This is a genomic window from Streptomyces sp. NPDC054849, assembly GCF_053610945.1.
In genome coordinates this window covers 25,129-45,139 of sequence record NZ_JBSGZI010000009.1, presented here as the reverse complement: position 1 = coordinate 45,139, position 20,011 = coordinate 25,129, and the positions used below count along the sequence as shown (strand labels likewise).

The 20,011-nt window shown below is 71.0% G+C and carries 36 protein-coding genes; 2 read left to right on the top strand and 34 right to left on the bottom strand.

Annotated elements, in window-relative coordinates:
- Positions 1 to 5: 5 nt before the first annotated feature.
- The 21 genes from ACWGIF_RS06575 to ACWGIF_RS06475 all read right to left on the bottom strand — a co-directional run bounded on the left by ACWGIF_RS06575 (position 6) and on the right by ACWGIF_RS06475 (position 13,835).
- Positions 6 to 416, bottom strand: coding sequence for a hypothetical protein (locus tag ACWGIF_RS06575; RefSeq protein WP_453491980.1), 411 nt, complete (start codon positions 414 to 416; stop codon positions 6 to 8).
- A gap of 9 nt (positions 417 to 425) precedes the next feature.
- Entirely contained in the window at positions 426 to 836 is a 411-nt protein-coding gene (locus ACWGIF_RS06570; RefSeq protein WP_453491977.1) for a hypothetical protein, read from the bottom strand.
- 58 nt (positions 837 to 894) lie between these two features.
- The gene (locus ACWGIF_RS06565) at positions 895 to 2,370 is read right to left on the bottom strand and encodes a phage major capsid protein (RefSeq protein ID WP_453491974.1); all 1,476 of its coding nucleotides are present in this window, start codon (positions 2,368 to 2,370) and stop codon (positions 895 to 897) included.
- On the bottom strand, positions 2,370 to 3,350 hold the full coding sequence (locus tag ACWGIF_RS06560) for an HK97 family phage prohead protease (protein WP_453491971.1): 981 nt from the start codon (positions 3,348 to 3,350) through the stop codon (positions 2,370 to 2,372). Before ACWGIF_RS06560 ends, ACWGIF_RS06565 begins: the two co-directional genes overlap by 1 nt.
- Positions 3,350 to 4,720 (bottom strand): phage portal protein, encoded by a 1,371-nt coding sequence (locus tag ACWGIF_RS06555; protein ID WP_453491968.1) that lies wholly within the window; start codon positions 4,718 to 4,720, stop codon positions 3,350 to 3,352. The genes ACWGIF_RS06560 and ACWGIF_RS06555 overlap by 1 nt, the downstream gene beginning before the upstream one ends.
- Positions 4,717 to 4,914, bottom strand: coding sequence for a hypothetical protein (locus ACWGIF_RS06550; RefSeq protein ID WP_453491965.1), 198 nt, complete (start codon positions 4,912 to 4,914; stop codon positions 4,717 to 4,719). Before ACWGIF_RS06550 ends, ACWGIF_RS06555 begins: the two co-directional genes overlap by 4 nt.
- Positions 4,896 to 6,401 carry a terminase gene (locus ACWGIF_RS06545; RefSeq protein WP_453491962.1) on the bottom strand — a complete coding sequence of 502 codons (1,506 nt, stop codon included), beginning with the start codon at positions 6,399 to 6,401 and terminating at the stop codon, positions 4,896 to 4,898. The genes ACWGIF_RS06550 and ACWGIF_RS06545 overlap by 19 nt, the downstream gene beginning before the upstream one ends.
- Complete coding sequence (locus tag ACWGIF_RS06540) at positions 6,361 to 6,615, bottom strand: hypothetical protein (protein ID WP_453491959.1); 255 nt, start codon at positions 6,613 to 6,615, stop codon at positions 6,361 to 6,363. The genes ACWGIF_RS06545 and ACWGIF_RS06540 overlap by 41 nt, the downstream gene beginning before the upstream one ends.
- 283 nt (positions 6,616 to 6,898) lie before the next feature.
- Complete coding sequence (locus ACWGIF_RS06535) at positions 6,899 to 7,339, bottom strand: AAA family ATPase (protein ID WP_453491956.1); 441 nt, start codon at positions 7,337 to 7,339, stop codon at positions 6,899 to 6,901.
- A 154-nt stretch (positions 7,340 to 7,493) separates the two neighbouring features.
- Positions 7,494 to 7,778, bottom strand: coding sequence for an HNH endonuclease (locus ACWGIF_RS06530; protein ID WP_453491953.1), 285 nt, complete (start codon positions 7,776 to 7,778; stop codon positions 7,494 to 7,496).
- A gap of 15 nt (positions 7,779 to 7,793) precedes the next feature.
- Positions 7,794 to 8,222, bottom strand: coding sequence for a hypothetical protein (locus tag ACWGIF_RS06525; protein ID WP_453491950.1), 429 nt, complete (start codon positions 8,220 to 8,222; stop codon positions 7,794 to 7,796).
- A gap of 259 nt (positions 8,223 to 8,481) precedes the next feature.
- Entirely contained in the window at positions 8,482 to 8,784 is a 303-nt protein-coding gene (locus ACWGIF_RS06520) for a hypothetical protein (protein ID WP_453491947.1), read from the bottom strand.
- Positions 8,778 to 9,803 carry a hypothetical protein gene (locus ACWGIF_RS06515; protein WP_453491944.1) on the bottom strand — a complete coding sequence of 342 codons (1,026 nt, stop codon included), beginning with the start codon at positions 9,801 to 9,803 and terminating at the stop codon, positions 8,778 to 8,780. The genes ACWGIF_RS06520 and ACWGIF_RS06515 overlap by 7 nt, the downstream gene beginning before the upstream one ends.
- Before the next feature lie 9 nt (positions 9,804 to 9,812).
- Positions 9,813 to 10,202 (bottom strand): hypothetical protein, encoded by a 390-nt coding sequence (locus ACWGIF_RS06510; protein WP_453491941.1) that lies wholly within the window; start codon positions 10,200 to 10,202, stop codon positions 9,813 to 9,815.
- A gap of 148 nt (positions 10,203 to 10,350) precedes the next feature.
- On the bottom strand, positions 10,351 to 10,614 hold the full coding sequence (locus ACWGIF_RS06505) for a hypothetical protein (RefSeq protein ID WP_453491938.1): 264 nt from the start codon (positions 10,612 to 10,614) through the stop codon (positions 10,351 to 10,353).
- A gap of 445 nt (positions 10,615 to 11,059) precedes the next feature.
- Positions 11,060 to 11,194: a hypothetical protein gene (locus ACWGIF_RS06500; RefSeq protein ID WP_453491935.1), complete on the bottom strand. Its 135-nt coding sequence runs from the start codon at positions 11,192 to 11,194 to the stop codon at positions 11,060 to 11,062.
- 76 nt (positions 11,195 to 11,270) lie between these two features.
- Complete coding sequence (locus ACWGIF_RS06495) at positions 11,271 to 11,861, bottom strand: hypothetical protein (RefSeq protein WP_453491932.1); 591 nt, start codon at positions 11,859 to 11,861, stop codon at positions 11,271 to 11,273.
- Positions 11,858 to 12,358, bottom strand: coding sequence for a hypothetical protein (locus tag ACWGIF_RS06490; RefSeq protein WP_453491929.1), 501 nt, complete (start codon positions 12,356 to 12,358; stop codon positions 11,858 to 11,860). Before ACWGIF_RS06490 ends, ACWGIF_RS06495 begins: the two co-directional genes overlap by 4 nt.
- The gene (locus ACWGIF_RS06485) at positions 12,355 to 13,206 is read right to left on the bottom strand and encodes a protein transporter Sec31 (RefSeq protein ID WP_453491926.1); all 852 of its coding nucleotides are present in this window, start codon (positions 13,204 to 13,206) and stop codon (positions 12,355 to 12,357) included. Before ACWGIF_RS06485 ends, ACWGIF_RS06490 begins: the two co-directional genes overlap by 4 nt.
- Positions 13,207 to 13,267: 61 nt before the next feature.
- A complete protein-coding gene (locus ACWGIF_RS06480; RefSeq protein WP_453491923.1) occupies positions 13,268 to 13,444 on the bottom strand; it encodes a hypothetical protein in 177 nt (58 codons plus the stop codon).
- Positions 13,445 to 13,478: 34 nt separating this feature from the next.
- Positions 13,479 to 13,835 (bottom strand): hypothetical protein, encoded by a 357-nt coding sequence (locus tag ACWGIF_RS06475; RefSeq protein WP_453491920.1) that lies wholly within the window; start codon positions 13,833 to 13,835, stop codon positions 13,479 to 13,481.
- 188 nt (positions 13,836 to 14,023) lie between these two features.
- On the opposite strand from ACWGIF_RS06475, the gene ACWGIF_RS06470 reads away from it, so the two are divergent.
- Both ACWGIF_RS06470 and ACWGIF_RS06465 read left to right on the top strand, forming a co-directional pair.
- On the top strand, positions 14,024 to 14,287 hold the full coding sequence (locus ACWGIF_RS06470) for a helix-turn-helix domain-containing protein (RefSeq protein WP_453491917.1): 264 nt from the start codon (positions 14,024 to 14,026) through the stop codon (positions 14,285 to 14,287).
- A 61-nt stretch (positions 14,288 to 14,348) separates the two neighbouring features.
- On the top strand, positions 14,349 to 14,861 hold the full coding sequence (locus ACWGIF_RS06465; protein WP_453491914.1) for a hypothetical protein: 513 nt from the start codon (positions 14,349 to 14,351) through the stop codon (positions 14,859 to 14,861).
- Between the two features lie 49 nt (positions 14,862 to 14,910).
- Here the strand turns inward: ACWGIF_RS06465 and ACWGIF_RS06460 are convergent, their stop codons facing one another.
- The 13 genes from ACWGIF_RS06460 to ACWGIF_RS06400 all read right to left on the bottom strand — a co-directional run bounded on the left by ACWGIF_RS06460 (position 14,911) and on the right by ACWGIF_RS06400 (position 20,002).
- A complete protein-coding gene (locus ACWGIF_RS06460) occupies positions 14,911 to 15,630 on the bottom strand; it encodes a hypothetical protein (protein WP_453491911.1) in 720 nt (239 codons plus the stop codon).
- 95 nt (positions 15,631 to 15,725) lie between these two features.
- Positions 15,726 to 16,070, bottom strand: coding sequence for a hypothetical protein (locus ACWGIF_RS06455; protein ID WP_453491908.1), 345 nt, complete (start codon positions 16,068 to 16,070; stop codon positions 15,726 to 15,728).
- Between the two features lie 91 nt (positions 16,071 to 16,161).
- A complete protein-coding gene (locus tag ACWGIF_RS06450; RefSeq protein ID WP_453491905.1) occupies positions 16,162 to 16,677 on the bottom strand; it encodes a hypothetical protein in 516 nt (171 codons plus the stop codon).
- A gap of 109 nt (positions 16,678 to 16,786) precedes the next feature.
- Positions 16,787 to 17,074 (bottom strand): hypothetical protein, encoded by a 288-nt coding sequence (locus tag ACWGIF_RS06445; RefSeq protein ID WP_453491902.1) that lies wholly within the window; start codon positions 17,072 to 17,074, stop codon positions 16,787 to 16,789.
- Positions 17,071 to 17,289 (bottom strand): hypothetical protein, encoded by a 219-nt coding sequence (locus ACWGIF_RS06440; protein WP_453491899.1) that lies wholly within the window; start codon positions 17,287 to 17,289, stop codon positions 17,071 to 17,073. The genes ACWGIF_RS06445 and ACWGIF_RS06440 overlap by 4 nt, the downstream gene beginning before the upstream one ends.
- 3 nt (positions 17,290 to 17,292) lie before the next feature.
- The gene (locus tag ACWGIF_RS06435; RefSeq protein ID WP_453491896.1) at positions 17,293 to 17,577 is read right to left on the bottom strand and encodes a hypothetical protein; all 285 of its coding nucleotides are present in this window, start codon (positions 17,575 to 17,577) and stop codon (positions 17,293 to 17,295) included.
- Positions 17,574 to 17,951 (bottom strand): hypothetical protein, encoded by a 378-nt coding sequence (locus ACWGIF_RS06430; protein WP_453491893.1) that lies wholly within the window; start codon positions 17,949 to 17,951, stop codon positions 17,574 to 17,576. The genes ACWGIF_RS06435 and ACWGIF_RS06430 overlap by 4 nt, the downstream gene beginning before the upstream one ends.
- Entirely contained in the window at positions 17,948 to 18,280 is a 333-nt protein-coding gene (locus tag ACWGIF_RS06425; RefSeq protein ID WP_453491890.1) for a hypothetical protein, read from the bottom strand. The genes ACWGIF_RS06430 and ACWGIF_RS06425 overlap by 4 nt, the downstream gene beginning before the upstream one ends.
- A complete protein-coding gene (locus tag ACWGIF_RS06420; RefSeq protein ID WP_453491887.1) occupies positions 18,277 to 18,489 on the bottom strand; it encodes a hypothetical protein in 213 nt (70 codons plus the stop codon). Before ACWGIF_RS06420 ends, ACWGIF_RS06425 begins: the two co-directional genes overlap by 4 nt.
- A 31-nt stretch (positions 18,490 to 18,520) precedes the next feature.
- Positions 18,521 to 18,778, bottom strand: coding sequence for a hypothetical protein (locus ACWGIF_RS06415; RefSeq protein ID WP_453491884.1), 258 nt, complete (start codon positions 18,776 to 18,778; stop codon positions 18,521 to 18,523).
- Positions 18,779 to 18,850: 72 nt separating this feature from the next.
- Entirely contained in the window at positions 18,851 to 19,432 is a 582-nt protein-coding gene (locus ACWGIF_RS06410) for a hypothetical protein (RefSeq protein WP_453491881.1), read from the bottom strand.
- 17 nt (positions 19,433 to 19,449) lie between these two features.
- Positions 19,450 to 19,605 carry a hypothetical protein gene (locus tag ACWGIF_RS06405; protein ID WP_453491878.1) on the bottom strand — a complete coding sequence of 52 codons (156 nt, stop codon included), beginning with the start codon at positions 19,603 to 19,605 and terminating at the stop codon, positions 19,450 to 19,452.
- Between the two features lie 112 nt (positions 19,606 to 19,717).
- Complete coding sequence (locus ACWGIF_RS06400) at positions 19,718 to 20,002, bottom strand: hypothetical protein (RefSeq protein ID WP_453491875.1); 285 nt, start codon at positions 20,000 to 20,002, stop codon at positions 19,718 to 19,720.
- Positions 20,003 to 20,011: the final 9 nt, after the last annotated feature.

Sequence of the window (20,011 nt, the reverse complement as noted above, 5' to 3'; positions counted from 1 at the left end):
ACCTCCTACTCGGCCTGCTCGGCGTCGGCGGGCGAGGCCTCGGGGAGGAGCTCGGCACGGTGCTTGAGGATCCCGGCGCGGGCCTGGCCCTTCTCCTCCGCGTCGAGGATGCGCCGCCGCTCCTCCTCGTCCTCGGTCTCGGCCAGGTGGGCCAGGACGTCCTTGACGTTCGCGGCGCCCGGGTCGTACGGGCCCGGCGGCGGCGTGGTGCGGGTGCGCGGTTCCCCGGGCGCGGCGGTGGCCGCCTCGGCCTGCCGCGCGGTCCGGGCGGCGACGTGCGTGTCGACGTCCTCGAAGAGGTGGCCGTGGGTCTTGAGTACAGGGTCCTTCTCGTCGACGAGCTGGCCGCCGGAGTAGACCCGCGGGGACCCGCCCACCCAGACGCTGAACGCGGCTGTGCAGCGCTTGATCGGCATGGTGGATTCCTAGCTGTGTGAGATCGGGCGGCGGCGGGGGAAGGCCCTGATGATCGTGGCGCCGAACACTCCGCCAGTCGTCGCGGCAGACGTGGTGACCGAGGCGCGCAGGTACCGCTTAGAGCCGATGTAGCCCAGCTCGTACAGCACGTCGTCGTCGGCAGCGACAAGCGTCGGCGCGGACCCCTGGAGGTCAGCCGCGGCGACGGTGCTCCACGCCGAGTTGTCGTCGGACTCCTGCAGGGTGATCGCGTGCGAGCCGTCGGTCACGGTGCCCGTGTGGACCACGAGCATCGCGCTGCGGCAGTTGTCCTTGTTCTCGTTGAGGTCGACGGTGGTCCCGTTGACGGTGCCGTTCGTGCGGGCCGCGACCGTGAGGGTCACCTTGGCCCGCGCCAGGCCGTAGAGCGAATTCCGCATGAGCGGATCTCCTTCGGAAAGGCGGAGCCCCCACCGCGGGGGTGGGGGCCCACGGGGGTCAGGTGACGTTGAGCATCCGGAACGCGCCGTCGTTGACGCTGTCGGCGCCGACGCGGTAGTACGCGTACCAGCCGCGCTGCCCGGTGGGCCGGCGGTTAGAGCCGACCAGGTGCGGGATGAACTCGACGGTGACGCCCACCCGGTCGGCGATCACGTAATTCGACCAGTCGCCGTAGACCGCGAGGTAGTTCTCCGCGGCCGCGGTCACGGTGCCGTCCATGTCCTCGGACTCCAGGGCGTTGCGGCCCAGGAGCATCGCGGGGACGTCCGCGCCGATGCGCTCCCACATCTGCGCGCCGCCGCCGGTGTCGAACTGCCTGATCAGGTTGTAGATCGCTCGGTTCGCCACCCACGACGCGTTCGCCCGGTAGCGGGCCGGGAGCGCGTTGTCGACCTTGTACACGTCGGCCGCAGCGAACGTGTCCGTGGTCGTGCTCGTCACGATGCTGGACGTGCCGGTCAGAGCAGTGATGATGCCCGTCGGCTGGTTCGATCCGGTCCCCGTGGCGAACGCCGCGGACTCCAGGACGTCGCGGCCGAACGCGAGGAGCTTGGCCACCTCCTGGGTGACGTTGGCCTCGTCCTCCAGGGCCTCGATCGAGATCGGCACGAAGCCGGACGCCTTGTGGATCGGGACGGTGGGCTGGGCGAACGTGGTGGTGTCGTCGGACACCTCGGTGCCTTCGGTGTCCCAGCTCCAGGACACCGCGCCGCTGCTCACGCCGTTCCAGACGTCGCCGGTGGCGACGACCTGCCGGGCAACCTCGCGGATCTGGTTCCGGGACCCGTTCGCCGTGATGATGACCGTCGGGTCCAGCTGGAACGGGACCAGGTAGCCACCGGCGCTGTCGGTGAGCGACATGGCGCGTTCCAGGGCCCGCTGCTCGTCCTGGGAGATCAGGTGCCCGCGGCCGCGCGCGACCTTTGACCAGGCGCGCAGGTACTCCGGCGAGGAAGTGGCCAGGCACAGCCGGGCGATGCGGGAGTCGCTGTCGTCGAACTGCTCGATGATGCTCGTAGCGGCGGCCCGGACACGGTCGTTAGCGCCGGACATCTTCTCGATCGCGGACAGCGCGCGGGCCCGCAGCTCACCCGCCACCTCCTCCTTCGACCGGGAGAACGTGCGCACCTCGGACAGGTCCCACGGGTTGCGGAAGCGGCCCTGCTCAACGGAGTCCGGGTTGAGGATCGGGTCGGTGTCGTAGCCGTCCGAGCCGTACGACGTGCCGCTGGCCGCGCGCACGCTGGCGGCGGACGGGCGGCGGTCGCTGACCACAGCAGCCGAGCGGACCCGCTCCAGCGCGGCAAGGCGCTCCAGCTGCCGGCGGTGCTGGTCGACCTCGCCGAACTCACGGGTCAGCTCGTCGAAGGACTGCTCGTCCTCGGCGGTGAGGTCGGCCTTGGCGCCGAGGCGCTCCAGCTCGGCCTCGATGTCCTTCAGGCGGATCTTCGCCTGGGGGTGGGAAAGTTCCATCAGCTTGCGTCCTTCTCGTCGATGAGCGCCAGCGTCTGGGCCATACGGGCCCTGACCTCGCGGATTTGAGCCCGCATGCGGTCGCTGGCGGGGGATGTAGACGGGTGCCCATCGGCGGGCGGCGCGTCGGTGCTGCTGGGGGCAGGCGGGTGCTCAGGAGCGAGCGGCGCGCCTTCGGGGAGATCCAGACTGCGTACGTCCACCACGAGCGGAGGGGTCCGGTAGACGACCTCAATGCGCTCGGGGGTGGTCTTGTCGCCGAAGAGCAGCGATGCGGCTACCTCTCGGCGTAGCTCGGGGTCCTCGGGCACCGAGGGTGCCGCGGCATCGCGGGCCAGGGACTGGCGGATCTGCCGGGTAGCCTGCCCGTCGTGAGCGAGCTCGTCGGCCATGCCGCGGGCCCGTACGGACACCTCAGTCCCGGCGTAGGCCGGGAACACGACCGGGCCGAGCTCGCGGCACCTGACCTCGATGATCTCGCGCTGCAGCGGGCCTCGGTCGCCGGGCATCCACAGCAGCTCGCCGACCTCCTCGGGCCGGACGAGCTTGCCCCCGGCGTCGCGCCACTCTTCGCGGATCACCTCGAACCGGAACGACATGCCGTTCACGGTCTTCTCGGCGATCGCGTCCCGGATGGGCTGCATCAGCCAGTTGTCGGAGATCCGGCCCTCGACGTACAGGCCGTGGTCGTCCTCGCGGAGATCGGTGATCGACCCGATCGGGATCGACCCGATCAGCGGGTGCCGGCCGTGGTCGAACTGCATGACCGGCGTGGATTCCCGGATTGTCTTGCGGAATGCGCCCTTGCGGATCGTCTCGGAGAACGACCCTTCCCACGAGTCGATCTCGGTCGCCTCACCGAAAACCGCGGCGTATCCGGCGAGGGTGCGGCCGTCGTCGGCCTCCCCGTCGGCTGCTGCCTCGGCGCGGAACGGCGCGGACCTCACCAGGTCGCGCGCGACGGCATGTGCTGTGCCCATCACGGGCCCTCCTCGTCGGTCGGTGGCGCCGGCTCGGTGGTCGGCAGGGTGGAGCCCGGAGGCTGGAGCATCACGGAGAACAGGCCGCTGTGGACCAGCAGGGTGAAGTCGTCGGAGTTCACGGCGCGTACGGCCGACTCGGGTTCGAACCCGGCGTCGGAGAGTGAGCGGAGCGTCTGGGCGCGACGCCAGGCGATCTCCGCAGCGTCCTTGCGGTCCTCCCGGAGGAAAGGGACGTCCCTGGGGTCGTACCAGAGCCGCACCGCGCCGCTGTTTCCGGCGCTGGCCGGGCGTACGAGGTGCGCGAAGCTTCCCGAGACGTTGGCCCACAGAGGGTGGATCGTGCCGTCCGCGAACCGGCGGCGGGCCTGCGCGTAGTTGGAGTAGGTGGCCGCGGCCAGGCCCTCAGACAGGCCGACGATGACCGGCGGTACACCGGCCGCCGCGGCGATGCGAGTCTCGCCCGCGCCTTGCACGCGCGAGAAGTCCATCTGCGCGAAGGTGTTTCCCACCACGGTCACGTCGGCGCCGCCGCCGAGGTACAAGGTCTTGTAGGCGTTCGAGGCGCCCTTGTGGCCAGCGTCCATCTTCGCGACGAACTTCTCGAACGCATCCGCGCTGATCTCCCGCGGCATGCTGACCACCAGGTTCGGGGTGGCCGCGTTCTCGAAGAACCGCTGCTTGTGGGCCGACATCAGCCCGTCGCTGGTCGTCTCCCGCAGGATCGGTGTCATCCACGACATGCCCCGGTAGGTGGCCAGCGGATCCGGCTTCGGCGCGAAGTGCGCCACCTCGTCGACGAGCAGCGCCACCGGCTCGGCGCCGGAGTGCACGCCGCCCTCGGTGTACAGGTAGCCAAGGCGCCGCCAGCCCAGCACACCACCCCTGGACTTCCGGGGCTCCAGGATGATCTGCACCCAGTCCGGACGCATCCGCACGAGCTCGTCGCCATCCCGCACCCAGTACGCGTTCCCCGCGAGGTCGGCATCCTGGAGGACGCGAGCCAGGAGATCCTGTGTCGTGCCGCCGGGCCACGGCTGCTCCAGCAGCTTCAGGTCGCTCGTCCCGAACATCTCGGACGGCCGCCCCTTGTTGAGGCGCTGCCAGGTGAAGCGGGCGCTGCTGAACACGTCCTTGCGGACGTCCAGACAGCTCGACAGGACGCCGTTCGTCGCGGCCCGGATCGCGTACGACTGGAAGTCGTTGGGGACCGGCTCGCTAGCCTGACCGGGCATCGTCTGCTGAATGCCGAGCGGGTTGTATGAGGCGCCACCGAACTGAAAGCTGTTGACGTAGTCCTCCAGGCTGGCGATGTACCGCTCCTCGCCGGAGGCCCGCCGGCCACGCGCTGCTCGCCACAGGTTCGTCACGAGCCACCCCTCCCTTCACCGCGCGGCGGGTCCACCTCAGCCAGGAACAGGCAGTACCCGGCCATCAGCGCTCCGCCCACCGCGAGGCCGATCGCCAGGCCCAGACCGAGCCCGGCGCCCGCGGCGATCAGTGCCCCGCCCAGTGCGGTACCGGCCCGCGCCCAGGCGGCCCGGCTCACAGGAATGCGACCCACGGCTCGGGCTCCTCTGCTTCTGGTTCGGTCCTCGTCCGCAGGCCCCACGCGGCGAGCGTCACGGCGACCAGCGGGCTGATGTCGACGGACACCCCGCGCCGGGCCCACGCCCAGGCCTCGCCCAAGTCCCGCTTGCGGGCGCCGGCCAGTGCCGCGGCGAGCGGGGCCTGGTCGAGGTGCACGAGGGTCTGCTCGGTCACCGAGTCGTAGAACTGTCCGCAGGCCTGCGCCACTTCGCGGACCCGGGGCACGGTCACGGTGAGTCCGGCCCGTTCCAGGTCGGCGATCAGCGCCCCGGCCGGGCCGCCGCCGTCCACGACCCATGCACACGGACTCCAGCGTTCTTGCAGGTCAACGGCCCGCTCTACGATCCAGCCGACGCCAGGCCGGTGGTCAACCACCTCGACGTGCACCGCAGCCCCGTTGGTCCCGGCTACGGCGATTGCAGCGTGTGACCGCTCGGGGGTCATGTCGATGGCGAACGCAACTGGGTCGGACGGCTTGGACTCCCCGTCGGTGAGGGCCCGCCATGCGTCCTGACCGATTACGGACCAGGTATCGGCCCGGTCGGAGGGGTAGTCGCCCACGCCGAGCCGCTCACGGCCGAACACCTCGGCCGACATGGAGAGCCGTTCACGGGTCACGTGCTCCTCCGAAATCCGGATGCCGAAGGCCGGGTTCGCGCGAGCCCACGTCGCCGGGTCCGCCGCGTCATCGTGGGTGGTGCAGTCGGCGGGGCACTCGGCCAGGTGCGGGTCCACCGACCACTCGCAGTAGGCGAGCGACGGGTCCGGGGTGCCCTCCTGGGCGAGTAGGGCCCGCTCGCGCAGCCGTCCGAGCTGCATGGACGGTCCGCCGATACCTGCGGAGCCGAAGTACCAGATTTGGGGGTTGGGCCGGGCGGACATGGTCGGCATCAGAGCGCCAACGGCCTCGTCGCCGAGGATCATCGCCTCGTCCCAGACGTTGCAGTCGCCGGAGAAGCCACGGCCGCTGCCGCCGCTGCGGGCCAGGAACCGCAGCCGCTGACCGGTGAGCAGCTCGACGCACTCCTCGCCGGTCGTCCGCCGCACCCGGGCGACCCGCTTGCGCAGGGCATCGGTGTTCGTGACGAGCGCGACGATCCGGCGGAACGCTTCGATGGCCGTCTTGAATTCGTGGGCGCTGTGGAGGATCAGCTCCTCGCCGAGGAGGAACAGGCCGGCCAGCTCGCGGGCCTCGATGATCGCGCCCTTGCCGTTCTGGCGGGGCACGTTGACGGCTACCTCGAATGCGGCCCACTTGCCGTCGGCGCGTTCGCCGAGGCCGAGGTCGAGCACGTGCTGTTGCCAGGGGTCCAGTTGGAGGCCGGCCATCGCGGCGAGCTCGACGGCCTCTTGCCCGGAGGAGGAGACGAAGGGGGGCGCGGTGAAGAGGCGGGGCCGCTGGGAGCCGAGTCGGCTGAGGTCAGGCACCGCGCCGTGCGGCGCGTCGAGCAGAGAGGTCATCGACACCATCCCCCTCCGCCTTGCCAGGAGCGACGGCGCGCAGCTTGTCGAGGGTGGCCCGCAGCTCGCGGCCGACGACGGCGGCGCTTGTCGCGGCGTCGGACTCGTCGAGGTGTCGGGCGAGGATGATCGCCAGCGCGGCGAGGCCTGGCGCTATTTCGGCGACGCCAAGTTCTGCGATCTCTTTGAGGGTTGCCGCCTCGGCGCCGTCCATGATCGCCCCCACCCTCAGTCACATTCAGTGACGACTACAGAGAGTCGCTATTTACCGAGTTGGACTTTCCGAGTGATTAGTGGTCTTTAAAATCGGCCACGCAAAAAATCGGGCGAGAAGGGCGGTTGAGGTCGCCCGGCGCCCTGATTTCTCGCGGGACCAGGGGCCACCCCCCTCAGGGGTTGCCCCCTCCTCGTCACTGTTCGACATCGCGATTTGATCAAGAATGACGAACGAGCCGAGGCGGACGTGCGCGGTGACGGGATGGGCCCGGGCCGGGTACCTACCAGGCACGGGACGCCTGGACTCCCGTGCCCTGCCCTGCCGGGCGCCGGCGCTGCCGGTACCACCGGGTGGCCACGGCCTCCATGCCCGGGTGCCGCATGTCACGGACCCGCTGCATGACGATCTCCTTGCCGGGGTCCACCACCACGATCCGCGCGTCGAGGCGCTTGTACCGGGCGGTGGCCTTCTCACTGGGCAGGGTGTGGATGAGGTAGACGTCGACCTTGTCGCGGTGGGTGACTGCCTCGTCGATCGCTGCGAAGCGGGCCCGGTGGGCGACTCGCAGCAAGGTCTCGTCGTGGTCCCAGGGCCTGGCGTCTGGGCCGGCCAGCGCGAGGGCGATGCGGTCGAGGTCGATGACGATGTCACCGGGGCCTGCGTGCGCGGTGATCCATGAGGACTTGCCAGCGGCCGGCGGGCCGGTCACGACGTAGAGCACGACGCCTCAACGCAGTTGCAGCACTGTTCACCTACGCAGCCACAGCATCGGTCCGGCGGCCAGGACTCGCGGAGAGCGGCGGCCTGGGCCAGATGCCGGACGGCCGTTGCGCTGAGCACGTACTCGCCGTCATGGAGGGTGACCTCACTCATCGTCACCACCTCCTTGACGAGCCTTGGACACGCAGGGTGAGCCGGTTGCCGCGAGCACTGTTGCAGCGCCGGTGTGCTGACCTGGCGTTGGCTGGGTCGAGGAGGTCTCCGCCCTTGGACAGGGGGAGCAGGTGGTCGAGGGTGAATGCCCACCGGTCGCGCCCCGCCTCGGGCCCGGTGATGTCGTACCGGATGTCGTGGCCGCAGATCCAGCAGGGCAGGCGCAGGGCCCGCTGGCGGGCGCACAAGGAGCGGTAGCGGCGCCCGTTGCGTGGATTGACGGCCACGGGCGCCACCTCCGACTACGACTTGCTGAGGTCCCACTCTCGGGGAGTTGCGAGCCCGGCCGGGGCGTAGGCGGCGGTGACCGCACGCGGGCTGTCCGGGACGGCAAAGACGATGTTCCCCTTGACGCACTTGCCGGAGGTCAGCGTCGTCTCGAAGGGGAACTCCGGCTTGGGGAAGTCCCCGTACTTGCTGCTGGACGAGTCGATGCGAGCCCCGTCGGCGTAGGTCAGCGTCCACGGCTGGTCGGTGACGAGGAACGTTCCCGTGTCGCTGCAGACCTTGACGTCCAGGGCGGCCCACACGTAGCCGGGCGTGCCGGACTCTTCGGCGGCCGAGCCGACGGAGCGGAACTTGTGCCGGTAGCCGAGCACGGTGACGTTGCCGACGGCCGGCCCATCGTCGAGGGTTGCCTTGAAGCCCCACGTGTGTCCGATGGTGAACACGGGGTCTGGAGTCGGTGTGGGTGACGGTGTGGGCGAGGCGCTGCTCGTCGGGGGTGACGTGGTCACAGCTGGCGAGGTGGGGGGCTTGTCGGCTGCGCTGTTGGCGCTGCTGCAGCCGGTGACGGCGAGGAGTGTTGCGGCAGTGGCTGCCACAGCGGCGTGTGTAGTGCGGGCGGGCATCTGTCCCCCAGGCGAAGTGGTGAGGGGGCATCATCTGCTGCTGGCGCGCGGCGACTGGCCGGTATCGCCGATTCGTGACCTACGTGACGGTGAGCGTCCCGGACCGGCGGATGATCAGTTCGTCGTTGGGCGGGTCGATGCGTACCCAGACGTGCCAGTCGCCGCGGGTGAGGCTGGTCTCGCCGCCGGTGGGGCCGACGAGGATGCGCGCCGTGTCGCTGTCTTCCCATTCGCCGGTGAGCCAGTCGGCCAGCGCAGGGTTGCCCCTGTTGGTCTCGGCGAGGAACTGGAACTGCGGCGGGGTCCCGGTGAGGTCCACGCCGGCAGGTGACGCGGTGATGGTCACGCTGATGTACTCGGTGCTCGTGGCGGGGATCAACACGGGCTGCTGACCTCCCACCGGGCTGCGGGTGCTGCGACACCCCACGAGGTCGTGGGGGCGCCGATGGTGACTGTGATGTCGGAGTCGAACCCGTCAAGGTCTGCGGGGTACAGCGTGGCGGTGGACTCGATCCGGGCCGGGCTGATGGTCACCGGGCCCGGGGTGAACGCTGGCGTGTACAGCGCTGCGGCGGAGTCGATCCGGTTGGGGGAGGCTGTGACTTCACCGGGGAGGAGCGCGGGCCCGTAGAGGACCGTGGTCGCCTCGATGCGGCCCGGGGCGATGGTGACGGCGTCCGGGGCGAGCGTGGGCGCGTACAGCGACGCGGTGGACTCGATGCGGGCCGGGGCGAGGGCCTGCTCGCCGGCGGCGACGGCCAGGGTCCACGCGGAGCCGAGGGCGGACTGGTCGGCCGTCCAGACGCGGGAGCCGATCGTCCCGGACACCGTGGCGTCCGAGTCGCCCCACGCGCCCGAGCTGGCGCCGCTACCCGAGGTGGTGAACGCCTGCCCGCGCCGCGTGTGGCCCGCGGGGGCGGTCCAGGCCGCAGTCTGCGGCGTGGCAGCGCCCCGGGAGTCCCAGACGACGCCGATCTCCCGGCTCGCTGCACCGACCGAGCCCAAGGACGGTGTCGTCTTGGTGGTGGCGGCCGTCGAGGTGTTGGTAGCGGACGTGATCGGGCTGGAGGCGAGGGCGCCGCGTACGCGGCCGAGGAGGAGCACCTGGCGGATGCTGCCGGTGCTCGGGGTGACGGTGATGACCGCGCCGAGGTCGCCGGCCTCGGCGATGCGCCACCACAGCTGCGACATGTGCCCGGACTGCATCGCGGTGCCCAGGCTCGTCCAGGCGCCGGCGCCACCCGAGATGGCGAACGTACGGGAGCCGGACGGCATCACGCACGCGGCGAGCAGCAGGTCGCCGACGACGACGCTGCCGTCGTTGGGGATGGTGGCGGCCGCGGAGGAGCTGGTGGAGAGGGTGACGGTGTCGGCGAGGTGGGTGAGCTGCCCTACGGCCATGGCGCTACCTCACAGAGCGAAGATGCCGGAGGCGTTCCAGGAGGCCACGATGTTGCCGCCGTTGGGGGTGACAGACACCCCGTCAATGTATGCGAGCAGGTCGGAGTTGGCGTCGGTTCCGGTGTGGCGGTAGAGCACGATGGCTTCGACGCTGTCTCCTGTGACGGATGGGAAGGGGACGTCGGCTGCGTCGAAGACGCCTGCTGTTGTGGTCTTGGAGGTGAGCGCTGAAGACACGGCGACCCGGGCTCCGGCAGGCACGTCGTCGAGGAAGTCGTGTGCGGAGTTGTACGTGTAGTCGGCGGTGTCGACGAGGACGGCCCGAATGTCGGACGAGCTGAGGTTGATGCTCGCGGTGAGCAGCAGGGCCTTGAACGATGGGTAGAGCGCGCTGGCCACCGGGGCCTCCTCGGTCTGGTGACGGTGTGCGGGGGTTGCCGCCCGGGGCCCTCGTCCCGGGCGGCTGCACCCGCACCCACTCCGCACTGAGTGGTCATGGGTAAGCCCGGCCGCAGGGGAGTCGCGGCCGGGCTCGGGGTGTGGTTGGTTACTGGCGGCGGCGGAACAGGCAGATCAGCGCGGTCCTGTCACCGGTGAGTGCTTTGCCCTCGGCGGCGGCCATGTTGGTGAGGTGCCAGCCTTGGGCTTCGATGGCTTCGATCTGCTCGCCGACGCCGGGCATCACTGCGGTGGCGCGGCTGTTCATGTTCGCTTCAATGATCTTGTAGGTGAGGACGTGCCGGCCCTGCTGGTACGCCTCGGCGGCGGCCTTGGTGGCCACGTCGGCCTTCGCGTTGTTGATGAACCCCATGGTGCCCCCTGGTGCGGTGGTGGAGCCGCATCGTTGCACCGGGGTGGTTCGGGTGTCTGTCGTGTGACGTACCCGTGACATGCGAATGCCCCGCACTGTGGCGGGGCTTTGGTGTCCGGGCACGCGGGACGTGAGGCCAGGATGGGGCACGGCGGCCGGTTTTGCAACTAGGTGCAGAAGAGCCCCGCCGGGATGCATCCGGCAGGGCCCTTCGAGGGCGCCCCCCTCACGGTACGGCGCACACGCTACGCCGGGCCCGCCTGGAACAACACCCCTCACGCGTATCGGCTCTGAGAACGAAGAACCCCGCCGCGCGGGGGTGCGTGCGGCGGGGCTCTGACGGCGGCGTAGCACCTGGAGGGAGCAAGCCGCCGTGCCTCCGAGGGCAGGTGGCTCACGCTACGCCCGGGATGGCTGGAACAACACCCCTCGTGCGTGGCCGATATCAGATCTTCGGCTGGCCCGGGACGGGCTTCGGCGGAGCCTGCACGTGGCCGCCGCGGCTCGCCTGGTAGTCGTTCGCGTGCTTCGGGTCGGGCCGGGTTTCCGGCGCCATGGGCATGGTTTTGCGGAGTGCCATGATGGCGGTCCTGTCTCTCGTGAGGTGACGGGAACCGGGGCGGCCGATCAGCTGCCAGGCGGCGGCCGCCCCGGGCTCAAACGGTGTACGCGCGCCGCTCCGAGGCGACCCGAACAACAGCGCCGCTCTGGCCGATGGGCTCTACACTCAACCCCTCTCGGCCCCCTTCCGAGCCCGCGTTGTTGGCGTTGGTGTTGGCCGCTGAGCTGCACAAACAACCCCCAGAAGGGGTGCCCTTCCCGGCGTCGGGGAGGGGCGGCACATCGTCGTGATGGACCCCGGGCCCGTTCTTGCCGGCCGCGCGAACCCCGTCCCGGATGCGGATCCCGGCCTCGTCGAGGAGCGCGCGGACGGCCTTCGTGTCGGGGAGTCCGGCAGCCTTCTGCAGCTGGGTGAGGCGGACGTGCCCGCCACCCACGGCGAGGCCCTGAAGCTCGGCGACGATGTCGACCTCGCCCTCACTGCCCGGCTCCTCGCCGCTGCCGCGCCGAGTGGCGACCCAGGTACGGGCCTTGCGGTAGCCGGCCGTCGCGAGCAGGCCGGTGACGAAGTAGGCGGACTCCGGGACGTTGTAGGCGATCGTGCCGCCCGCGGCGAGGGCGACGGCGAGGACGCAGCCGCCCGCGACCCGGTTGCCGCGCTCCCCCGCGTCCTCGGCGGCGGTCACGCGACGATCCCCGTGAGCCAGACCCCGGCGACGTTCACGGCCGAGGCGAGCGGCACCGCGGCGTATCGGGCGACGCCGGCGGAGAGGCCCATGCCGATGCCGGAGAGCCAGCCGCGCAGCTTTGAGCCCTTGGCGCCCTTCTTGCGTCGGGCGATGAACCCGCCGAGGACGAGCACGGTGATGAACAGGCCGCCCTGCGTGAGGGGTGCGGCAGTCGATCCGGGCGCCGTGCCGGTGTCGGCTCCAACGCCGTAGACGAGGAGCCCGTCCCCGAACGTGTTGAGGCCCCACAGGGCAGTGTCGCCTGCCCAGCCGACGACGCCGCCTACAACCATGACGGTCAGGGCGCCGATCGCCCAGCAGAGGACGAACGGAAGGAGGTCGCCGAGGTATCCGATCGCGTTGGACTGGAGGGCTTTCACGCCGGGGAACCAGACGGCGATCTCCCAGACGAGGAAGAGCAGGCCGGCGAGGACGGCGCCGAGGGTGGGGGTCATGACACGCTCCGGGTCATCGTGCGGAGGTACCGGTTGACGGTCTCTTCGGAGGCGTTGGCGTCGGCCCGCTTCCGGACATACCCGAGGACGAAATCCGGACTACGGATCCCGCTGTCCACGGCGGTCCGGACCGCGTCCTTAATGGTCATGGGCGCGGTGAGCTCCGATGCGGGCTCCTCGTCCGGACTGTCCGCGGACGCGTCCGGACGGTCCGGATCGGCGTCCGGACGGGTCCGGATCGCAGCCTCCTCGGCCTCGACGAGGCCCTCGGCGCGGGCAAGTTCGCGGCGCAGCGGGATCATGCCGAGCCGGGACCCGAGCTCCGCGCGCTCGGCCTGCGCCCACTGCATCGCCTGCGGGCTGAGCCGTGGGGTGGTCTGTGCGAGGAGGACGGTCCACAACCCCTTGGCCATGCCGGAGACGACGGCCCCGGTGATGCCGATGGGGAGCTGGCCCTCGGCGTGGCCGTGCATGGCGACCGCGGCCATGGCAACGCCGAGCGCGACGTGGCCGGCGATGCGTGGGGCTCGGGCGCGTGGCGGGTCGTAGCGGGCGAGCCACTCCAGGGCCATGCAGCTGATCCACACGAGGTCGAACGTCACGGCTGCGGCGTAGGCGGCGGGGGCGACGACGAGGAGGTCGAGGAGAGCGCCGATGCTGGCGGTGGACCAAACGACGGACCCGGTGAGGATGAGGCAGGCCGCGCCGAGGACCGCAGTGCGGATGGTGTGGTCCCAGTCGCGGGGCGGTACGGGTACGTGGATGTCGTAGGTCTCGTCGATGAGGTGGGTCTTACCGTCGACGGTGTGGGGGACCTGCCGGGTGCGGGTCTCGGTGCGGGTGCGCACGGGTGCTCCAGGGCGGGTGGGGCCGGGCGCCGCGAGTGCGGGCCCGGCCGGGCGGTGTGGGTCAGGCGGTGCGCTCGGCTCCGGCGAGGTAGTGGGCGGCGGACGCGTCGAGCCAGTCGGCTTCGGTGTGCTGGCCGGCGGCGCGGGCCTCGTCGGCCAGCTCGGTGAACAGAGCGGCGGCGGCCCGCGCGTGGTATGCGGCCTGCTGGAGTCGGGCGGCCTTCGTGGTGGCGTTCATGGGGTGGGTCCTTCCGGATCGCCGAGCTGGTGGGTTATGCGGTCTTCGCGGCGGCGCGGAGCCGGAGGGCGTACTCGCCGCGCGTCTCGGCCGGACGGCTCTGGCTGGCGTGCTCGGCGTCGCGGGGGCCGGGCATGGCGGCGACCAGGGCGGCGCGCAGGGCTTCTCGGCGGTCGTTGTCGACGTGCCCGAAGCGGCTGACCCTCTTGAGGTGCGCCCAGGCCTGCTGGTTGGCCTGGTCGTCGAGGTCGGCGGCGGTGATCGGGGCGCCGGGGTTCTCGCGGCTGATCCAGACGGCGATGCGCTGCATGAGAGTGCGCAGGGTGGCCGGGTCGGCGTCGGCCTGGCGGAGGGCTTCATCCGGTTGGGAGAGGTCGGTACGGTGTGCCATAGCTGTTCCTCCTGGTAGTGCAGGTGGGATGGCTGGCCCCGGCCAATGGCGTTGCGAGCGCCGGCCGGGGCCGTTCTTTGTTCGGGCGGAGGGGGCTCCGCGCCGTTGTGTAGTCACGCTACACGCGTGTAGGCTGACTACACAAGACGGCAGCGCGGACCGCCTCCCGAATCACCGGAGGGACGGGCATGCAGGACCAGCCAGAGGAGGTGCAGCGCGTGCTCGATGCGATCGACGCCATCGCGGCCGGAGAGCCGCCAGCGGTCCGGGCCAGACGGCTCACGGAGATGCTGAGTTCCGTGCAGGAGAGGGTCCGGCAGGAACGGCAACTGGCCGTACGGGAGATGCACCAGAGCGGGATGACCTACCGACAGATCGCGAAGGAGCTGGACATCAGCTTCGGACGAGTGCGGCAGATCCTCGCTGAGAGGGCGGACGCGTCGCCGCAATAGGAGAAGGCCGAGCGGTGTGGAGACCGCCCGGCCTGAGCGCACTACTGAGAGAAGGCGCGCAGTGATCGTATCTGAGACCAACCGGGAGCGGCGGTGGCGCGAGCCGGCAGCCGTCTACCGCTTGTGGGATGAGGCGGGGCAGCTGCTGTACATCGGGTCCGCGTACGAGCCTGAGCACCGCTGCAAGCGCCACCACACGAAGCCGTGGTGGGGCGAGGTTGCACGGCGAACGGAGGAGTGGTTCCCGAACCGGGGCACGGCCTACGTGGCGGAGATGAAAGCGATCGCCGCCGAGAGGGCGAAGTACAACGAGATGGGCACGCCCGGGTATCGCGTGCCGCAGACCGAGGGGATTCGGCGCAGGCAGGAACTGGCGCCGCTGCGACAGAAGCTGATCTCAGAGGCGGACACGCTCGCGTACACGACGGCTTCGGCCGCGCGGCAGCGTGGTGTACCGACGGCCGAGGCGTCAAAGATGGGCGCCCTGGCCGCCATTGAGTTCATGGAGGCCACAGGTCTGTTCACGGACGCTGTGAAGCGCCGTCGCCGCCGGCTGGAGATTCACGGCTTCTAGCCTGCGTCGAAGCCCCCGATCCGCCCAGGGTCGGGGGCTCTGTGCTGCCCTACGCGGCCACCGTGTCGGCCATCGTCCACACCCGGCGGCAGACGCCCGTGCAGTGTGCCTCCGGGTCCCGGCCGCCGCCGGATACGACGGTGACCTCGCCGAAGCAGCTCGGGCAGGGCCGGGACGCGGGCATCGTGCGGGTGGTGAGGTCGAGGGCGGCCGAGATCCGGTCCACGCAGCCGGCGGCGACCTGCTCGACGTGGAGGAGCTGCGCGGCGGACAGCGGCCAGAACGGGCCCTCGTCGAACTGGACCCGCGCGTGGAGCCAGCCCGCGGCGTACTCGGCGGTGCGTAGGCCGACGTAGCGCCAGCGTCGGGGGTCGCCCTGCTCGCGGTCGGCGAGGGCGTCGCGGCGGGCCCGGTCGTCCGCCGTCCAGCCGCGTGCCTTCCAGTCGGCGGGCCCGTGGGTGGCGGCCGCCTTGGTGATCTGGGGGGCGAGGGTGTCGGCGAGGTGGACGAGGGTGGTCTCGACGAGCCGGGCGGTGTCGAGGATGCGGATGGACAGGGGGGCGCGGGTCTCGCCGATCTGCTGCGGGTCCCGCTCGAGCGCGCGGAGGGCGGTGGTCTCGTCCGCGTCTCGCTGCTCGAGCGCGGTGAGGTAGTCGCGGAGGCGGCCGGCGGGCGGCCAGCTGCTGCCGCCGTGCTGGTCGAGTGCGTTGTTGAGGTGGGGGTACAGGATGCCGATGGTGGCGAGGTGCTGTGCGGCGGTGATGGTCATCGCGGTGCTCCTGGGGCTGGGCGGGGTACGGTGGTGACCACCTGTAGGGGCGTGCCCGGTCTTGGCGGACGGATGGGCACGCCCCTCGCGCATGCTCAGACCGGCTGGGCGAGGGCGCGGCAACCGATGACGGTGCCCGAGGCGTTGCGGACCTCGCTGTACGGGACGAGGAGGTCGGAGCGCCGGGGGGCGAGGGCCAGCGCGACCACGAGGGAGACGACGTGGCGGACGCCGTCCTGCGGGCGGGGAAGGTCGACGCGGTGGCCGAACTCGACGAGCTCGATGCCGTCGGCCTGGGTGCCGAGCTCGATCGTGGCGAGGCGGGCGGGCTCAGGCTCGGGGTCGATGACGTACTTCAGGTGCGCGTCAAGGTCGTCGTTGCCGTCCTCGCGGACCCACTCGTAGACGCGGATGGGGTGCGGGGTGCGGTTGAGGATCATGGCTACTTCCCCTTCGGCTGCTGCTTGGTGCTGGCCCAGAGGCAGGCGCTCAAGAACGCGGTAACGCAGGTGACGATGACGCTGGTCTGGCTCACGGGCGGGGCTCCTTGGGCTCGTCGAGGGCGACGCGCAGGGCACGGGCGGCCTCGTGGATGTAGACGTGGCGGTCGCTTGGCATCCGCTCCCAGCACGCGGCGGTCTCGCGGACGCGGGCGATGGCGGCCTCGGCACGGTCGGCGCGCGCCAGTAGGTGCAGCAGCTGGATACGCAGCAACGGCGCGTCAGCAGCCTCACGCCGCTGCCTTTCCTCATCAGGGAGCTGGGCGCGCTGGGCTTCGATGTCGTTGACCTGCTGCACGTACTTGAGCAGCGGCTGAGGCATGCCCGACTCGATGGCGTCGAGGCGCGCGTACAGCTGGTCGAGGGCGTCATCGGTGATCGTGTCGACGGTGTGCCGGCCGGGCTGCTCGGCGGCGGGGATGGGGGCACCGCAGCCGGGGTTGCACGCCACGACTCGGTGGCACCCCTGAGGGAACTTGCAGACGGGCTGCTCGCGTTCGGCCTGCGCGGGGAGGGCGGCGCCGATGGGGCCGGAGGGCTCGGTCATCGGACCCACCGCCGGTAGACGCGAATGCTGAAGTGTGTCCACCAGTAGGCAAACACGCCAACGATGGGCGCTGCAATCAGTGCGGCGAGGGTGAAGAACACGGCTTCGGTCACGACTGGCCCCCGTCGGGCTGGTCGCCGAAAAGGTGGTCCACGAGACGCGCACGGTCCTCCAGGGACTGGGGGGCAGCGACCGCAGGGTCGAGCTTGGCGCGGATGCGGGCGAGCACGGCTCGTACCTCGTCGGCGCCAGCGTCTTGGCGGTCACGCCAGTCGTCTTCCAGGGCCGCGCATTCGCGGTGGACGTTCCGGAGGGTGTCCAGGGCGAGCAGGTGCGCTCCGCGGTTTGCCTTCGCTGCTGCTTGCTGGAGCCGCTCGTAGGCGGTGGGTTCGGTCATCGCTCTCTCCGGTGTCGCGGCCGTGTACGGCCGTGTGAGGGCTTGTCGTCGGCGGTCGGGGCCGGGTGGTTGTCGCGGCCCCAGTACGCGGCGTGGGGGTCGACGTGGCGTGTCTGCCGGTCCTGCTCCTCGCCGTGGCGGAGTGCGTAGCTGAAGGCGACCGCGGTGAGGGCTATGGCGGTGAGGCCGGCCAGGACGAGGAGCAAGGTCAGCACGGCCTACTCCTCGGGGAAGGCGCGGAGGCGCGGCGCGGGTGAGCGGGGCGGGGGCGGGTCGTTGCGGGTCTGCCAGGCATGCATGGTGTGCCGGGGCCGGGTCGCGAGGAGTACGGCGATCTGGCAGGCGTACACGGGCTGCGCGGCCCACCAGCGCCACTCACGGCGGGAGAAGCCGGGGCGGCGCCAGGGGAGACGTTCGGCCCAGTCGGAGATGCGGCGGGCGGGGCGGGTGCGGCCGGTGAGGTAGCCGGCCACGACCGCCGCGGCGAGGAGGAGCGCGGTCACCGGGTCGGCTCGTCGTCGAGGAGCGGTTCCCACAGGGCGCGCATCGTCTGCGCGCACTCGGCCAGCCAGGCCCGGATCGCGGGCTCGTCGGCCTCGGTGACCTTCACCTGGTGGGAGCAGTTGAAGCCCTTCCGCTGGATCACGAAGAACAGGAGGAGGTACTCCTCGCCGTCCCAGTCGCAGAAGCCGGGCTTGCGCCAGTCCCAGCGGAACAGCAGGTTCAAGTCCCGGTCGCCGGTGACGTAGACGGTCTCCTTGCGGAAGTTCTCCCAGGACAACCACGTGGTGTGCTGGCCGCCCTTGAAGTAGTTGCCCTCGTTGCAGTAGTACGGGTGGTCGATCTCCCAGAGGCGCACGGCGGGCTGCTGGCTCATGCCCCGGCCTCCTCGGCGGCGCGGCGGATGAGGGCGACGGCGGCCTCGTCGTCGGCGCTGCGACGGACACCCGAAATCGCGGCGGCGCGCATCGCGGCCGAGTCCCCCGGGAACCGGTTGGGCTGGTGGTACGCGGTGGCGTAGGCCGACTGGCGGGCCATGTCGCGGATCCCCGCGATGACCTCCTCCACCTGGTCCAGCGGGACGTACACGGGGATGGTGGTGCGGCCGGACCGTGTGGTGACTTTCAGGCTGGGACGGGGGCTATCGGCGTTGGGGCTGATGGTGAGACGGCGGCCGTGCTCGTCGGTGTACTCGAAGCTGCTCACAGCGCGCCTCCCGCCCGGACGGCGGGGCTGGTGGGCTCGGTCTGGTCGAGGAGGCTGATCGCGTGCTGGAGCAGGCTGCGGAGGATGGCGCGTTCGCGGGGGTCGGTGACGGGCTGCTGATCGGCCAGCGTGATGGCTTTGCCGTCGCTGTGGACGTAGCCGAGGCAGGGGCCGGAGTCGGCGTCGATCCTGAAGTAGGTCGTCGTCATCGGGTTCTCCTTCGTGCGGCGCGGGCGAGGGTCAGACGGGCGTCGGGGCGGCCGGGTCGGTGGCCCACAGTCCGGCGTGGTCGTGATCGGCCACCGGCACCGCCGGCGAGCACCCGGGGCAGTAGTCCCGGCCCTCCACGTCCGACCAACCGTCGGCGGCCGCCGCCTGGTGGTGCTGGGCGGCCTGGTTGGCGGGGGTGGTGCGCCGCATGTGGCCGGTGAGCGTGTAGGACGTGCAGTCCTCGCAGTCGCACGTGGTCTGCGTGGTGGTGGGGCGTGTGCTGCGCATGGGGTGCTCCTGATGGTGTGTGGTGTGCTGGTGGTGTGCCGCCCCGGATTCGCCCCGGGGCGGCCGTCTGCGTTAGGGGCGTTCGGGCTGCGGGTGGTAGTGCGAGACGGACACGCCGTCACCGGGAAGCCGCGGCAGCGTCTGGCAGGCCCCCGGGGTGATGGCGAGGAAGTCGGGCGTGCAGACCGTCCAGTGGACCGGCGGCGGGCACTCGACCAGCGGCGAGTGCGTGGGGTTCCCACAGCCACAGAGGGCGGGCTTGTAGGTGCCGTCGCTGTGGTCGCCGGAGGCGGTGACGAGGAGCTCCGGAGGGAGGCCGTCGTCGACGACCGCGGCGGGCCGCCGGTCGAGGTCGGACACCCAGGCCGCGCACACCGCGGCAACCTGGAGCAGCTCGGCGCGCAGCCGGGCCGGGTCGGTCTCGGCCATGACCTCGGTGAACTCCTCGTAGAGGATGTGGCCCCAGGTGAGGCAGTCCTCGTCGGTGGCCTGCTGGCACTGGGCCAGGGCTTCCTGCGCCCAGTTGGCGTTGCCGATGCTGGTGCCGTCGCGGTGGCGCTGGTCGCCGAACTTGGCGAGCTGTCGGCCGCGCTCGGCGTCGACTTCCTCGGCGAACTTGGCGAGGCCGGGGGTGGTGAACAGGCTGGGGTACATGAGGGCTCCTTGAAGGGTCAGTCGTCGAGCAGGATGAAGGCGCCGATACCGAGCCAGGTGAGGACCGCAGCGACACCGGCCGCGACTCCGGCGATCAGGCCGTCGGCGGTGATCAGGTAGGTGGCGCCGCCGGAGAGGGCGCCGAGCGCCAGGCCGAGGAGGAAGAGGGGCATCAGGACTCCTGAGCGGTGTCGGACTGCGGGGTGTCGATGCGGAGGGGTTCGGGCGGGTTGGTCATGGTGGGTCTCCCTGTGTGCGAGGGCGGACAATCCGGATGCGCGCCGGTCAGGTGGCGGCGCTGGTGCCGATGTAGCGGGCGTACACGCGGTATTCGCCGTCGACGGTGCGTGATTTGGCTTCGAAGGTTCCTGCGGGGGCGTAGGCGCCGAGTCGGCCGTTGTTGACGAGGTAGGCGGTGGACGCGGCGGATGCGCGGGTGCCCTTGGAGTCGATGTGCGCCCACTGCCCGGGCCGGGTGCGGAGCTGGTCGGCGATCGCGGCGTTGATGCCCCACTGGCCCTTGGTGGTGGCCTGGGGAAGCGGCTCGAACGTGATGGTGTGGATGGCCATGAGGGCTCC

Excerpts from the sequence above, each read along its gene's own strand:
- ACWGIF_RS06575 (WP_453491980.1), bottom strand. The coding sequence starts at position 416 with ATGCCGATCAAGCGCTGCACAGCCGCGTTCAGCGTCTGGGTGGGCGGG.
- ACWGIF_RS06570 (WP_453491977.1), bottom strand. The coding sequence starts at position 836 with ATGCGGAATTCGCTCTACGGCCTGGCGCGGGCCAAGGTGACCCTCACG.
- ACWGIF_RS06565 (WP_453491974.1), bottom strand. The coding sequence starts at position 2,370 with ATGGAACTTTCCCACCCCCAGGCGAAGATCCGCCTGAAGGACATCGAG.
- ACWGIF_RS06560 (WP_453491971.1), bottom strand. The coding sequence starts at position 3,350 with ATGGGCACAGCACATGCCGTCGCGCGCGACCTGGTGAGGTCCGCGCCG.
- ACWGIF_RS06545 (WP_453491962.1), bottom strand. The coding sequence starts at position 6,401 with ATGACCTCTCTGCTCGACGCGCCGCACGGCGCGGTGCCTGACCTCAGC.
- ACWGIF_RS06540 (WP_453491959.1), bottom strand. The coding sequence starts at position 6,615 with ATGGACGGCGCCGAGGCGGCAACCCTCAAAGAGATCGCAGAACTTGGC.
- ACWGIF_RS06515 (WP_453491944.1), bottom strand. The coding sequence starts at position 9,803 with ATGGCCGTAGGGCAGCTCACCCACCTCGCCGACACCGTCACCCTCTCC.
- ACWGIF_RS06505 (WP_453491938.1), bottom strand. The coding sequence starts at position 10,614 with ATGGGGTTCATCAACAACGCGAAGGCCGACGTGGCCACCAAGGCCGCC.
- ACWGIF_RS06500 (WP_453491935.1), bottom strand. The coding sequence starts at position 11,194 with ATGGCACTCCGCAAAACCATGCCCATGGCGCCGGAAACCCGGCCCGAC.
- ACWGIF_RS06490 (WP_453491929.1), bottom strand. The coding sequence starts at position 12,358 with ATGACCCCCACCCTCGGCGCCGTCCTCGCCGGCCTGCTCTTCCTCGTC.
- ACWGIF_RS06480 (WP_453491923.1), bottom strand. The coding sequence starts at position 13,444 with ATGAACGCCACCACGAAGGCCGCCCGACTCCAGCAGGCCGCATACCAC.
- ACWGIF_RS06475 (WP_453491920.1), bottom strand. The coding sequence starts at position 13,835 with ATGGCACACCGTACCGACCTCTCCCAACCGGATGAAGCCCTCCGCCAG.
- ACWGIF_RS06470 (WP_453491917.1), top strand. The coding sequence starts at position 14,024 with ATGCAGGACCAGCCAGAGGAGGTGCAGCGCGTGCTCGATGCGATCGAC.
- ACWGIF_RS06460 (WP_453491911.1), bottom strand. The coding sequence starts at position 15,630 with ATGACCATCACCGCCGCACAGCACCTCGCCACCATCGGCATCCTGTAC.
- ACWGIF_RS06455 (WP_453491908.1), bottom strand. The coding sequence starts at position 16,070 with ATGATCCTCAACCGCACCCCGCACCCCATCCGCGTCTACGAGTGGGTC.
- ACWGIF_RS06450 (WP_453491905.1), bottom strand. The coding sequence starts at position 16,677 with ATGACCGAGCCCTCCGGCCCCATCGGCGCCGCCCTCCCCGCGCAGGCC.
- ACWGIF_RS06445 (WP_453491902.1), bottom strand. The coding sequence starts at position 17,074 with ATGACCGAACCCACCGCCTACGAGCGGCTCCAGCAAGCAGCAGCGAAG.
- ACWGIF_RS06430 (WP_453491893.1), bottom strand. The coding sequence starts at position 17,951 with ATGAGCCAGCAGCCCGCCGTGCGCCTCTGGGAGATCGACCACCCGTAC.
- ACWGIF_RS06420 (WP_453491887.1), bottom strand. The coding sequence starts at position 18,489 with ATGACGACGACCTACTTCAGGATCGACGCCGACTCCGGCCCCTGCCTC.
- ACWGIF_RS06415 (WP_453491884.1), bottom strand. The coding sequence starts at position 18,778 with ATGCGCAGCACACGCCCCACCACCACGCAGACCACGTGCGACTGCGAG.
- ACWGIF_RS06410 (WP_453491881.1), bottom strand. The coding sequence starts at position 19,432 with ATGTACCCCAGCCTGTTCACCACCCCCGGCCTCGCCAAGTTCGCCGAG.
- ACWGIF_RS06405 (WP_453491878.1), bottom strand. The coding sequence starts at position 19,605 with ATGCCCCTCTTCCTCCTCGGCCTGGCGCTCGGCGCCCTCTCCGGCGGC.
- ACWGIF_RS06400 (WP_453491875.1), bottom strand. The coding sequence starts at position 20,002 with ATGGCCATCCACACCATCACGTTCGAGCCGCTTCCCCAGGCCACCACC.